Raw genomic sequence first — 13,990 nt, 5'->3', positions numbered from 1 at the left:
ATAAAAAATATGGCATCATTAATGCTTCGTATTAGAGCGGTAACAAAAACCTCATCATGGACAAAGGTAAATAATATGAAAGCATTACATAATATGGGAAAACTCATAATGCTCTGCTTGGTAGTACTCGTTTCTAGTCAAGCTTATGCTGGTTCCTTCTCTTTATCGAGTCTTAACTGGGCGATTGATTCTGATGGAGATGGTGTGATTGATGACGGTTCATTAACCGATATCGATACCCTAAATTTCTTTGGTTACAGTATCGTTCATCTTACAGACGCAGACAGTAATGGCACTCTCAGTGATGGTGATACTTTCACTGACTATACGTATTTAACAGCAACTGATACATCAGTAGATGGTATATATACAGTTAATACTTTAACCGGTTATTTAAACAACACGGTTTCATCAACTACAAGTTCAGGCGACACATATACGTACTCTACAGCATATTTTGATGGTTCAACAATGAATTGGTACAACTCTGATGGAGAGGTCATTCTGAGTTTAACTGTTGTGGACGGCAGTTCTTTGCTATCCCTAGATGCTGATGGCAATCTAACTGTCGGACAAATTTCGTTAACATTATCGATTTCCGACGTTGCTGAAGGCTACTTCTATGTCGAAGTCGACGGTGAATGGGTTGATTTAGCAGATCTTATTTCGTCTGTTGATTACGAAGCTTATTACTTTGATGTTATCACCACAGTTGGCTTCCCTAGTAGCGTCTATGATAGCTATGCCGAAGCTATTGAAAACTATTCAGGTGAAGACATTGATGACTATTTGAATGGTAACTCTGGTACGACCACATTAAAATTATCACAAGCAATAGCAGATGGTGGTTATGCTTACGGCGTTAGTAATACCGGCACTGTCGATTTGGCTAGTAGAGTACCAGAACCAGGTATGTTATCTCTAATGGGTCTCGCATTTATAGGCTTAGCTGGATTCCAACGTCGCAGTAACAAAAAGCAGATGGAACTATAACCATACACGCAGTTGGTTAGCGAATTAGGTTTTTGATTACCGCTATAAATCCCAGCGCCTTCTTTAGGAGCTGGGATTTTTTATTTATGACAAACAAATATGCTTAAACAATTCTAGGTACTGGTTCATCGAATATGCATCCAATCATAGTTAAGGCTCTAAATTGCAGAGCTCTTCATACCGAGTAGAAACCAATAAATGCAGGCTGATTTCCTCACAAATAACGCTTAACGCACATTGAGCAGCGAAGTCGTTTGGCTATTAGTGGCCAAAGCGTTAAAGTAAATCATCACAATCTAATCTAGACCTAAGTCATAGTTAGCGACTGGGTTGCATCGGATATTTAATAGGAAATTATGTCGGATTTATTATTGAATTCTGCAGGATATGGCATTGTTGCTTTGGGATTTTTCTTTTTGTTTATTCTGTTATTAACAACGAAACAAAAGACTCTGCAACGATCATTATTATTAATTTCCTCATTATTAAGTGCAATATGGTCACTGACCGCCGCTTTAGCAATATATCCCAGTGCAGGTAAACTGCTATTGCCTATCGAGACACTGCGTAATGCCGGTTGGTTATTACTCATTATCGGCACTCTAAGTGATCAAAAAACATTGCGAGAATTTCTTAGCAAAGATCATTTTGTAAGACGAACTCTGCCTGTATTCGTTTTACTCATCATCGTAGAAATCAGCACTGTCACTACCTACTGGCTACCTAACCGTTATCTTTTGTTGATTCACCTTGCGCAATCAGCGGTTGGACTATGGTTTATCGAACAACTCTATCGCCGCACAGACAAGCAAGACCGCTGGGCAATCAAACCTATCACCTTGGGTTTAGGAATGACTTTCGCCTACGACTTTGCATTGTATGCAAATGGCGCTCTTACAAATCGTGTCGATAGCCTATTCTTTTTGGCTCGCGGTTGGGTCGCTATTGTCACTATTCCATTAATTACTATGACAGCACGACGAGTCAAAAACTGGTCAACTCGAATTTACGTCTCTCGGGAAGTGGTATACAGCAGTACACTACTCACCATTGCTGGTATTTATTTACTGGTCATGGCAATCGCGGGATATTACATCCGCTACCTTGGCGAAAACTGGGGAAGTGTTGCTCAGAACGTATTCTTTGCCCTCAGTGTACTGCTTCTCGCCAGTCTATTTACGTCAGAATCTCTCAGGCGAAAACTGAAGGTTTTTATTACCAAGCACTTTTACGCAAACAAATATGAATACCGTGAAGAATGGATGAAGTTCGCTGCTATTTTGGAGCAAAACGTCAATGAACCCTTTCAAATTGCACTCAGCGCCATAATTCAGCCTTTCGATTGCGATGCAGGCTTATTAGCGACGGTCGCAAACGATAAATTGAGCAATAAAACACTCTATAATCTAAAACAGGGGTACCCTGAAGCGGATGACCTTTTAGTGCCTTTGGCCAAGGCATCGATTGAACATGCATGGATAATTGATATCAAACAACTCGCGAATGGTCACAGCCAAGATCCATTCAGCTACGATGAAACCCTCGCCGAACAAATTGAAACCTTCGATTATGTCGTTCCTATCATTAATCACAATGGCAATAGTCACGTCTGTTTTATTTCTCATCCAAATACAACCCACTCGCTCAATTGGGAAGATCGCGACCTCATGTTTGCGATTAGTAAACAGTTATCTGTTTATTTGAATTTGTATCTAACCAATCAAATTTTGGCCGAGAATCAGCAATTCGACACATTTAACCGAATGTCTGCCTTTCTCGCTCATGATTTAAAAAACATTCTGGCTCAATTACAGTTACTTTCGCAAAATGCTCAACGTCATAGAGACAATCCTGAGTTTATTGATGATGCCTTTGATACCGTTGATTCCGCGGTGGAACGTCTCAGTAAAGTGGTTGAGCACCTTCGTAAAAAAGAAACCTCTACCCAAGTGGATAAAACGTTCTCCGTCGAAGATGTTATACAAGATTGCTGTGTGGAATGTCAGACGTCGCAACCCCAACCTATTTACCATTCAGACACTACGCAGTCCTTTACTCTCAATACCGATCAAGAGCGATTTCGCAATATGTTGATCCATTTAATACAAAATGCACAAGAGGCGACTAAGTCCGACGGTTTCGTTCAGGTGACAACCGCTCTAGAGAACAACCACTATTTGATTAAAATTGCAGATAACGGCTCGGGAATGAGTGAAGAGTTTATCGAGAAACGTTTGTTTAAGCCTTTCGATACGACAAAAGGCAATTCAGGTATGGGCATTGGCGCTTACGATGCCAAAAAATTTATTGAACAACTTGGTGGGTATATTCAGGTTGATTCAACCCTAGGTGAAGGATCACAGTTTGTTTTACACATTCCATTTACCGTACAAACGATGTAAAGCAAAAAGAAACACCATACTCAATGAACCGCTGCGCTTGGTGTCTTAACTTTAAGAATATACCGTGAATTAGGCAGGAAATTTTTCCGTTCTCTTCTATTTTTAATAAGGACGATATAGCCTATTCAATATAATTAAATTAGTAACTTAGCATTTAGACAAAATTATACATATGCGTGATTGATACCGTTATATATAAATTGGGTAGCAACTCATCCGATTTAACATTTTTCTCATTTCTGCTCTCAATCAACGCATTAAAACCTTAATCATAGGCATATAATTAATACTGTAATAACGGATAACATCATTCGGTAATCACAAGAGTTACCTTATTAAAATTTATTTTATCAATAGAACTTTAACAAGGTAGCCCTTTTTGTCGGGCATACATGATCACAAGAAATACACAGCCAGAAGCGTTTGTGTATCCCTAGCGAGTTGTTAGCGAATGCATAACAAGTACCGTTTGTAACCGTTCAAAGGAAAAGGCGCTATACGTAATGGAAAGGGAAACACTACTGATTATTGAAGATGATCGTGGCATTCAAAAACAATTAAAATGGGCGTTCCCCGAGTATGACATCGTCACTGTTGGGGATAGAGCAACAGCGATTAATGCGTTACGTCGTCACGAACCTAAGGTGATCACCCTAGATCTAGGATTACCTCCTGATGCCGATAATGCCAGTGAAGGCTTTGCAACTTTAAAAGAGATCCTAGCGTTAGCGCCTAAAGCCAAAATCATAGTCATTACCGGTAACGATCAAAAAGATCACGCCCTACGAGCTGTTGATATGGGAGCTCATGATTTCTATCAAAAACCCATTGATCACCAAATTCTCTCTGTGATGCTCAGTCGTGCCTTTGTCATGGCGAATCTTGAACTAGAAAATGAACATTTAAAAAAGCATTCGCTTAACCACAATGGTTTCATCGGCCACAGCCCTGAAGTACAGCGTGTTTGTGAACTAATCGAACGCATTGCCCCTACCGATGTGAGCACTTTATTGCTTGGGGAAAGTGGGACAGGCAAAGAAGTGCTTGCCCATGCCATTCACGATTCAAGTCAGCGCAAAGATCACCCATTTGTCGCCATTAACTGTGCATCGATTCCTGAAACTTTGCTTGAAAGTGAACTGTTTGGCTATGAACGTGGCGCCTTCACTGGCGCAGTTAAAACCACGAAAGGGAAAGTTGAGTGCGCCCAAGGTGGCACGTTATTTTTGGATGAAATTGGTGATATGCCTTATCCCTTACAAGCCAAAATACTCCGTTTCTTACAAGAAAAAGTGGTGACACGTATCGGTGGTAGACAAGATATTCCAGTGGATGTACGCATCGTTTGTGCTACCCATCAAAACCTTCAAGAAATGGTGGCTGAAAAAGCATTTCGTGAAGATCTTTTTTACCGTATTAGCGAAATGACCATTAATATACCACCCTTAAAAGAGCGTGGTGAAGACATTATTCTTATTGCTCGTTCCGTACTACAAACCAACTGTCAACAAATCGGTAAACAGATCAATGGATTTACCGAAGAAGCAATTCAAGCTCTGATTCAGTATCCATGGCCAGGAAATGTTCGTGAGTTACAAAACCGCGTCAAAAGCGCTTGTATTATGGCCGATGGCAAAAACATCACCGTGCAAGATCTAGCACTACCTGTCGATGAAGAATCTGCTGCGCTGGAAATCAACTTAAAACACGTTCGCGAAGTTGCTGAAAAACAAGCGGTGACGCGAGCGTTGTCAATCAGTGACGGCAATATGTCTAATACCGCTGGGCTACTAGGTATTACTCGCCCTACTTTGTATGCACTGATGGAGAAGTTTTCTTTGCGTAAATAGCTATGATCGTAGTGAGTTGACCATTGTTATTGAGTCTGGAGGACGAATTACTAGAGGTTAATGATGAATCAAAATGAGAAAAGCCGGTTATCACAACCTGATATATGGTTACGCCATATTGTGCATGCACCTATTACTTCTCTTTGCATCGTTTTGGTTTTCATCGTTATTGCCTCTATTGGCATTAAAGATCTGCAGTTTAGAGGGGATTACAATATCTTTTTCGATAAAGGTAACGCACAGTTAAAAGCCTTTGATCGAATCCAAGCAGAATTTGCAAAAACTGATAATCTGGCCATTCTTATTGCGCCTAAAAACGGCGATGTGTTTACCCCTGAAACACTCACCTTAATTAAAAATATTACTGACGACGCATGGCAGACTCCCTACTCGAGCCGAGTTGATTCCATCACGAATTATCAACACACTGAGGCGGATGGCGACGATTTAGCGGTGCGAGATTTAGTGCCCAACGATCTTGTATTAACCGCCCAAGCCATAACTAAAATACGGCAAGTGGCCCTTAATACCCCAGAAACACGCAACGCGATAGTCTCTAAGAAAGGGGACTTAGCCGTAGTTAACATCACAGTGCAATTACCAGAAAAAGACAAAACCGTTGAAATTGCAGAAACATACGATTACGTAACGAAAATGCTCAGCAAATATGAGCAAGACAACCCCGATGTGCATTTCTATAAAGCCGGATTGGTGGCGATGAATTATGCGCTGATGCAATCAGCACAGCAGGATATTACGCACCTAGTTCCGGGGATGTTTTTGGTCATTTTGGCGGTACTGATTATTTTATTGCGTTCGACGCTAAGCGTGTTCGCTACATTAATTGTCATCATTACCGCTGTCCTATCGACAGTAGGTCTCTCTGGCTGGCTTGGACTTTCAATCAACGTTGCTACCGTTAATATACCTACCTTGATCCTAACCTTATCTGTTGCCGATTGTGTCCATATTATTGCTACGATGCGCCACCAAATGCAGCAGGGAGAGAGTAAATCCGCGGCCATCATTCACAGTTTAAAAATGGATGTTATGCCCGTTATCATCACTTCGGTGACAACAGCGGTCGGCTTCTTCATGATGAACATGTCTGACTCTCCAGTGCTCAGAACATTTGGTAACTTGGCGGCTATCGGCGTCATGATTGCGTGCTTACTGTCACTTGTACTACTACCGATATTATTGCAATTACTGCCCATTAAAATTCCAGCGAAACCGACCCAGCAAAGTACCGCTATCATAGATTCAATTGCAGATGCCATCATTAAATACCGTCACTTTCTACTGATTTCTTCTACGTTAGTCATCATCGCTGGTGCGGCCTTAATTCCACTCAATACCATTAATGATGATTCGGTAAAATACTTTAATAAAGGCAGTGACTTCCGCACTGTTGCTGATTACATGCAAGAACATATTAGCGGGATGGGAACGATCAGTGTCGTGATCGACTCAGGAGAAGACCAAGGCATTGTTGATCCTCAATACCTTAAAACAGTAGAAAACTTCACTCATTGGTTACGAGAACAACCTGAGGTAGACCATGTCGCGTCACTCACCGACATTCTCAAACGGTTAAACCAGAACATGCATGCGGATAATCAAACTTATTATCGCCTCCCCACCAATCGCCAGCTTTCCGCGCAATATTTATTGATGTATGAGATGTCGTTACCCTATGGGTTAGATCTCAATAATCAGATTAATATTGCTAAATCCGCTTTAAAAGTTCAGATCACAACTGAAAACTTAGGCAGTCACAAATTTATTGCGCTGGAAAGCCGGATTAACCATTGGTTTGAAGATCATAACCTTGGCGGAAAAGTGAAAAGTATTACTCAGTCCAGCCCATCACTGATGTTCGCTCATATCGGATCCAAAAACATGCGTAGTATGCTGATATCCTTACCCATCAGTCTAATCATGATTTCAGGATTACTGGTGCTGGCGTTACGGTCTTTCAAACTTGGTCTTTACAGTATCATTCCCAATATGGCACCGGCCGTGATTGGGTTTGGTATATGGGCTTTGCTGTCCGGAGAAATAAACCTAGCACTCTCTGTAGTGGCATCTCTAACTCTAGGTATTGTGGTTGACGACTGTGTACACTTTTTAACGAAATACCAAGTTGCTCGTAAGCAAGGCATGTCTGCACAAGATGCTGTGCGTTATTCCTTCCATAATGTCGGGCGAGCATTATGGGTCACCAGTGTGGTCTTAATTGCGGGATTCTGCGTGTTAACTTTGTCGACATTCCGCCTAAATTCAGACATGGGCAAACTCAGTAGCATGATTATTTTCATCGCGTTAGTTATTGATTTCGTCTTTTTACCAAGCTGCCTCATGTTCTTTGATAAAAAAGAGCAGTCGGAGCCCATGATCAATCAAGATCAACTGCAAGAATAAGCTCCTCTCTTTTTTGCATAGAGAATCTGTCATTTAAGGAGTCTGCAATGAAACGATTTATCTCTTCAGGGATTTGGGTAAAACCAAAATCCATGGTTGCCGCCATAATATGTACTATCGCACTCATTCAGTTTGGCTTTAGTACTGCTTATGCTGCGGATCAAGATAAGGGGCTCACGATTGCCAAAGAGCGCAAAGCTCGAGATAAAGGATGGCAAGACACCACCGCAGATGTACAAATGATTCTAAAAAACGCTCAGGGCGATCAAAGTAGCCGAGTTATGCGCATGAAAACCCTCGAAGTCGCAAACGATGGTGATAAAGGGTTAACCATATTTGATGAACCTCTTGATGTGAAAGGAACCGTCTTTCTTTCTTACTCACATATTCAAGGCGATGATGATCAGTGGCTATATTTGCCTGCCTTAAAGCGGGTTAAACGTATCTCTTCGAGAAATAAATCAGGCCCATTTATGGGCAGTGAGTTTTCTTATGAAGACTTGAGCTCCTTTGAAGTAGATAAATATCATTTTCGATACCTACGAGACGAATCAGTGGATGGGCTGCCCTGCTTCGTCGTGGAACAGGTCCCTATCGATAAAATGTCCGGTTACACCAAGATCATTGTATGGATAGACAAAGCAGAATATCGCCCCATTAAAACGGAATATTACGATCGTAAAAAAGCGCTGTTAAAAACGCTGACCCTGACTGACTATAAACAGTATCTAAATCATTACTGGCGTGCGCTGACCTTGGAGATGGTCAACCACCAAACGGGAAAAAGTACTGTCTTAAAAACCAGTAATATCGATTTTAAAACTGGCCTTTCAGAACGAGATTTTAACAAAAATATTATGACACGGATGCGATAGTGATGATGAGTGAGACGCTGAAAAAAGCAATACCACATTCCCTATTCCATCTGCTACTTGGCGGCTTGATAGTAACGCCAAGCGTGTTTGCGGCCTCGGCATTAAAACCGGATATCAGTGGGCAAATTAATCTAGAGTACCGTCAATTTTTTCAAGCTGGAGAAGATGGTCAAGACAACGGCCAGCCCTCAATCGTATTACAACCAGAGCTCTATTGGGATTTTGAAGATCAGCATTCGAGCATCACGTTTACCCCATTTTATCGCTACGATAAGATGGATAGCGAACGGTCACACTTCGATATCCGTGAATTGTTTTATCTTAACTATTGGGGAGACTATGAGCTAAGGGCGGGCATCAACAAAGTGTTTTGGGGCGTGACTGAGGCAGAACATTTAGTAAATGTCATTAACCAAATTGACTACGTTGAGGCCATTGATGGTGAAGATAAACTGGGTCAACCTATGATCCAATTAACGGCGATAAAAGACTGGGGAGTCGGGGAATTTTATCTTTTACCCTATTTTCGTGAACGTACTTTTGCAGGGGAGGATGGTCGGCTTAGAACCATTGTTCCTATCGATACGGACCACCCCCAATACGAATCATCAGCAGAGCAACATCATATTGATTTCGCCACCCGTTATACTAAAACCCTTGGTGACTGGGATTTGGGGTTAAGTTATCTGCAAGGTACGGATCGAGAACCCTATTTAAATGCCGTCGGTTCAACCATCATTCCATATTACGCACAAATGAAACATGTCGGACTTAGCTTACAAGGCACCAAAGGCAGTTGGCTATGGAAGTTAGAAGCCAGTTATAAAGATAGCTATCAAACCTATACCTCAACCGATAGTGGCTTTGAATATACCGTCGTCGGAGTGGGCGATAGCGTTTACGACTTGGGGCTTTTATCGGAATATCTATACGATTCACGTGGGCCTAGCTCACTCGCAATCGGACAAAACGATCTCTTTGCTGCGGTGCGCCTATCGTTTAACGACCAAGCCAGCAGTCAAATTCTATTCGGTATGACTCAGGATCTCGATAACAGTGATATTCGCTTATACAAGCTAGAAGCCTCCACTAGGCTAAGTAATTCGCTTAGCTTAAATATCGATGCTTGGGCAAGCAGCAATCATACTCCAACCGATTCACTCTATTCTATTCGTTACGATGATTTTATTAAAGCAACACTAGAGTACTATTTCTAGAACAAATAACCAGTTAGTTCCTTTACCCGTTTAAACCAGAAGAGCCAATCTCTTAGCGAGATTGGCTCTTAATCTAAATCGACTCTAAACGGCTAATTTGATGGGTAGAAACAACCCGTTCGGTTTTGAAATGCACCAACGAATTTCTCTTTGCTATGAACCGTATCCCCACAAAAATCGACCACGCTATCATTAGGTCTCATTGGATAAGGTAACGCTTTTTTTGTTAGATCTAACTTATCGTCAACAATCGAAAAATTACCCGTTTCAGGCGATAAAAACACGCTGTTTAATTGCTCTTTATTAGTAAAAAATCCGCGTGGATAAATTAAATTCCCGGATTTAGCAATCACCTTCGCATCATCCCGAATACGGAGATGTCCACTAAAAATATTGTTGAATATCATAGCACTACTATCAGAGAAACGGACATCAATCCCAGTCGTATTGTAGAGCGTATTATTGTTAACCAACGTATCTTTACCTGCATTTAAGTAGATACCTACATCACTACAGTGAAAAACGATATTATTACGAATAATCAGTTGATTAGTTTGGTAGGTAACACCACCACGACGATCTTCCATGCCTCCACCACCGGCAGAGATACCAATGGAAGAACCAGCATAACGGTGTTGGGTAGAGTTACAGACCACTAAATTATTTTCAATAACCCCATTATTCGCCCCACCTTTCATAAATACACCGTAACTAATTTTATTGCCGCCAGTTTTGATAAAGTTACGAATAATATTATGAGAAACTAACCAATTATTCGCATGGTCAATATTTATTGGCGTAACAGAATATCGAGTGTCTCTTGGTTTGGTAAAATAGAAGTAGTTATATAAAACTTTGCCATCATCTGGATAAACCCCAACATTCTTATTCACCTTAATCGCGGCATTAAAATCGACAAATTCGTTATTAACAATTTGCACATGTTGCGCCTCACCCACCACGTGCAAAGCATGTTCACAAGAATTCTGATTACTACACTGACCAATAAACTTAAAGCCTGTAATCGTCCAATAAGGACGATTAATATAAAATCCTTCTAGAGACGTCATCAACAACTTTACTTTGCCCGGATGCTCGGCTTTAAACACAATGGGATTATATTTAGAAGGCACTTCATTACTGGTGGGAAATCGCTTCGATTGAATCTCATATTCACCATCCGCAACCACAATGGTTGTCCCTGGTTTTGCATAACGAATTGCCTTAAGTAATGACTTAGAATCAGCAACATAAACTCTCTTCTTCGGTTCAGTACCGGTGACAGGTGTATTGTCATAATCAGGCCCCACACTGGGCCACTGCTTGCGATCAAAAGGTTTCCAGTAATAAACCGGGGTATCTAGAGTGTTCCCCACTTTCATCAGTACATCAGCAAGGGATCGCGTAGATGAATGGCCTGCCAATTTGCTTGCTGTTTTGAAAAAGACACCAGGGACTGATTGACCAGAAATTAGGGTATGACTAAAAGAATAAACGGAATACAGAAACGCTAAATTTACAACTATGCCGCAAAAGATTAAATACCTCTTAAAGATCTTTGAGATCATATAACTATCCTTATTGTCATCCCTAGCGATGAGAAGTGATTATTGTCCACTATAATAATTTATAATACATAGCATTCCCGTTATTTTCTGGTTATTTTGATAAATCAGTCTTAAATAAGAGTCAATTCTCTAAAATAAGAAAATAAAAACCATTAATGATAAAATAATAAATATTATATCGTTAACTGTTTGCTATTTAAGAGCATTAATTTCAGATAATAACCATTGAATTGATTCTTGATGGTCATAAAGTTTATGCGTAATGATACTCAATGTTACAGGCGGGATTCCATCGGGTAACTCGACAATTTTCAATGGGATCATCTCAGTTAATAATTCAGCGACACGAATCGGGACCGGAAACAGTAAGCCTGTTTTAGCGCTGATCATCCCTCCAATGGCGTAACTTTGCGTTACCATCTGAATATTTCGGTAAAGGTTTTGCTCATACAGCCATGAATCAATCACATCAGAAGCGTTCTCGGTAATGGGGAGATGTACTTGGTTTTCTTTGGCAAATTCAATGGTCGATAATTTCTCTGGGAGCTTTCGCCATAACGGGACGACCGCAACATACTGCTCACTTAACCATTCCCAGCAATTGAAGTTTTTCGACGCGATTTCAAGCTTGTTAATCCCAACATATAGGTCTAATCGCCCTTTTTCGATACGTTTCATCTTGACGCGATCGGAACTCATATCTATCGATAAGCGGATATTTGGCGCTCGTTCAACAAAGGCCTCAGCAAGCAAAGGCATGCCAACGAATTCAAAATAATCACACGCGCCGATATAAAACGTATGTGCATCTGTCTGGGGATTAAATGACGACTGCATATCTGACGCGCGAATAATATTGTTCATTCCATCTCTCAATACTGGCAGCATCGATTTTGTGAACGGAGTTGGCTCCATACCGCGGCTCGTTCTAACGAATAAAGGATCGTTGAAACGCTCTCTAAGTTTGGCCAAATTATGACTCGCGGCAGATTGGCTAACGTACAGCCTCTCAGCGGCTCGAGTGATATTTCTTTCATCATCCAGCGCAATGAGAATACGTAATTGGTTGAGATCGAGATTCAATGAGTGTCCTTACCATTATGAATATGATGCATAGAATCATGATGATAACCCATTTCAAAAGATAGTTCTAAATGGATAGCGTAAAGAAAACAACGACTTTCATGAAGTACATTGAAATAGGGAAAGGAAATGGATTATTCAACACGTAACATTGATGATGCTTTTTTTGAAGCGAGCAAAATGGTTAATCTCGTATCAAAAAGTGACGATGAGATTAATCAAGAAGAACGGACTTGGATTGCACAAAGTACTTACGACAACTTTAAAAATCACATTAACAAGGGATTTCTCGAATACCGCAAGTCAGTGACCGAAACAGAAGGCATTGCACTGACTGACTGGTCTGGACAAGGTTCTATTCTAAAAGATGTATTAGGTCGAGAGTTTATCGATATGCTCGGTGGCTTTGGGTTGTATTCTCCTGGTATTCGCCATCCTAAAATTGTTGCAGCAGCACAAGCGCAACTAGAGCGCAGCCCTCAATACAGCCAAGAAATGCTCGATCCACTACGCGCTCACTTAGCAAAAGTGATTGCCAAATTAACCCCTGGCGACATTCAATACGGATTTTTTGCCAACTCCGGCACCGAAGCCGTAGATGGCGCGATGAAGTTAGCCAAAATGTACACGGGAAAAAATGGTTTTATTTCCACCATTCGTGCGTTTCACGGCAAATCACTCGGTGCATTATCACTCATGGGGAAAGCCGTGTATCGCGAACCCGTAGGACGTTTGCTGGATGGTGTACGCCATGTCCCTTTTGGTGATGCAGAGGCAGTTGAAGAACAAATTAAATCAGCCATTGAAGTCGGCGACGGTATTGCAGCAGTGATTGCCGAACCCATTCAAGGTGAAGCGGGTGCAATTGTTCCACCAGACGACTACTGGCCAAAACTACGCAAAATCTGTGACAAATACGGTGTACTTCTGATCGCTGATGAAGTGCAAACTGGCTTTGGCCGCACTGGTACTCTCTTTGGGGTTGATCATTGGAATGTCGCACCTGACATCATGTGTTTTGGTAAAGCATTAGGCGGTGGTGTTATCGCGATGTCGGGGTTCTTTGCCAGCGCTAAAATTTGGAAAGTGCTAGAACCTAACCCATTTATGCACACGACCACTACAGGTGGTAACCCGATCGCTTGCGCTGCAGCACTTGCTCAAATATCGGTTCTTTTAGAAGAAGACTTAGCAGGTCAAGCCAAAGAAAAAGGCGCTTACATCCAAAGTAAATTGGCCGAGATTCAAAAACAATACCCTGATGTGCTCTCCGATGTTACTGGCAAAGGGTTATTGCTTGGAATGGTATTTGCCGATGATGAAACCGGATTTGAAGTCGTATCAGGCTTGTTTAAACGCGGCATCTTAATTTCTGGAACCTTAAACAACTCTCGTGTAGTACGAATTGAGCCTGCGCTGAATATCCCCTATGAATTAATCGACAAATTCTTAGTCGAATTGAAAGACGTGATTAAAAACATTTGAGAAATAACCATCGGATAGTACACCGATACTATCCAATGATTAGTGTGATACTCAAGTACAGCACCAACGCTTACTTGAGTATTACCTGAACCA

9 protein-coding genes are annotated in these 13,990 nt (G+C 41.2%); 7 read left to right on the top strand and 2 right to left on the bottom strand.

Annotation, left to right across the window (positions count from 1 at the left end):
* Positions 1-75: 75 nt before the first annotated feature.
* The 6 genes from I1A42_RS16810 to I1A42_RS16785 all read left to right on the top strand — a co-directional run bounded on the left by I1A42_RS16810 (position 76) and on the right by I1A42_RS16785 (position 9,761).
* The gene (locus tag I1A42_RS16810; RefSeq protein ID WP_196124141.1) at positions 76-993 is read left to right on the top strand and encodes a PEP-CTERM sorting domain-containing protein; all 918 of its coding nucleotides are present in this window, start codon (positions 76-78) and stop codon (positions 991-993) included.
* A gap of 356 nt (positions 994-1,349) precedes the next feature.
* Positions 1,350-3,395, top strand: coding sequence for an XrtA/PEP-CTERM system histidine kinase PrsK (gene prsK / locus I1A42_RS16805; protein WP_196124140.1), 2,046 nt, complete (start codon positions 1,350-1,352; stop codon positions 3,393-3,395).
* A gap of 503 nt (positions 3,396-3,898) precedes the next feature.
* Positions 3,899-5,245 (top strand): PEP-CTERM-box response regulator transcription factor, encoded by a 1,347-nt coding sequence (prsR, locus tag I1A42_RS16800; RefSeq protein WP_196124139.1) that lies wholly within the window; start codon positions 3,899-3,901, stop codon positions 5,243-5,245.
* 60 nt (positions 5,246-5,305) lie between these two features.
* Positions 5,306-7,669 (top strand): efflux RND transporter permease subunit, encoded by a 2,364-nt coding sequence (locus tag I1A42_RS16795; RefSeq protein ID WP_230389603.1) that lies wholly within the window; start codon positions 5,306-5,308, stop codon positions 7,667-7,669.
* Positions 7,670-7,761: 92 nt separating this feature from the next.
* Positions 7,762-8,544 carry an outer membrane lipoprotein-sorting protein gene (locus tag I1A42_RS16790; RefSeq protein ID WP_196125592.1) on the top strand — a complete coding sequence of 261 codons (783 nt, stop codon included), beginning with the start codon at positions 7,762-7,764 and terminating at the stop codon, positions 8,542-8,544.
* 5 nt (positions 8,545-8,549) lie between these two features.
* Complete coding sequence (locus I1A42_RS16785) at positions 8,550-9,761, top strand: hypothetical protein (protein ID WP_196125590.1); 1,212 nt, start codon at positions 8,550-8,552, stop codon at positions 9,759-9,761.
* A 92-nt stretch (positions 9,762-9,853) separates the two neighbouring features.
* Here I1A42_RS16785 and I1A42_RS16780 read toward each other — a convergent pair whose 3' ends face one another.
* Positions 9,854-11,329 carry a polysaccharide lyase domain-containing protein gene (locus I1A42_RS16780; protein ID WP_196124138.1) on the bottom strand — a complete coding sequence of 492 codons (1,476 nt, stop codon included), beginning with the start codon at positions 11,327-11,329 and terminating at the stop codon, positions 9,854-9,856.
* Between the two features lie 192 nt (positions 11,330-11,521).
* Positions 11,522-12,412 carry a LysR family transcriptional regulator gene (locus I1A42_RS16775; RefSeq protein ID WP_196124137.1) on the bottom strand — a complete coding sequence of 297 codons (891 nt, stop codon included), beginning with the start codon at positions 12,410-12,412 and terminating at the stop codon, positions 11,522-11,524.
* Positions 12,413-12,541: 129 nt separating this feature from the next.
* Between I1A42_RS16775 and I1A42_RS16770 the strand changes: the two genes are divergently transcribed.
* Complete coding sequence (locus I1A42_RS16770; RefSeq protein ID WP_196124136.1) at positions 12,542-13,897, top strand: putrescine aminotransferase; 1,356 nt, start codon at positions 12,542-12,544, stop codon at positions 13,895-13,897.
* The last annotated feature ends 93 nt before the right edge of the window (positions 13,898-13,990 follow it).

This window comes from Vibrio nitrifigilis, assembly GCF_015686695.1.
GTDB lineage: Bacteria > Pseudomonadota > Gammaproteobacteria > Enterobacterales > Vibrionaceae > Vibrio > Vibrio nitrifigilis.
This window is presented reverse-complemented; position numbering and strand designations above follow the sequence as displayed.

Excerpts from the sequence above, each read along its gene's own strand:
- I1A42_RS16810 (WP_196124141.1), top strand. The coding sequence starts at position 76 with ATGAAAGCATTACATAATATGGGAAAACTCATAATGCTCTGCTTGGTA.
- prsK (WP_196124140.1), top strand. The coding sequence starts at position 1,350 with ATGTCGGATTTATTATTGAATTCTGCAGGATATGGCATTGTTGCTTTG.
- prsR (WP_196124139.1), top strand. The coding sequence starts at position 3,899 with ATGGAAAGGGAAACACTACTGATTATTGAAGATGATCGTGGCATTCAA.
- I1A42_RS16795 (WP_230389603.1), top strand. The coding sequence starts at position 5,306 with ATGATGAATCAAAATGAGAAAAGCCGGTTATCACAACCTGATATATGG.
- I1A42_RS16790 (WP_196125592.1), top strand. The coding sequence starts at position 7,762 with ATGGTTGCCGCCATAATATGTACTATCGCACTCATTCAGTTTGGCTTT.
- I1A42_RS16785 (WP_196125590.1), top strand. The coding sequence starts at position 8,550 with ATGAGTGAGACGCTGAAAAAAGCAATACCACATTCCCTATTCCATCTG.
- I1A42_RS16780 (WP_196124138.1), bottom strand. The coding sequence starts at position 11,329 with ATGATCTCAAAGATCTTTAAGAGGTATTTAATCTTTTGCGGCATAGTT.
- I1A42_RS16770 (WP_196124136.1), top strand. The coding sequence starts at position 12,542 with ATGGATTATTCAACACGTAACATTGATGATGCTTTTTTTGAAGCGAGC.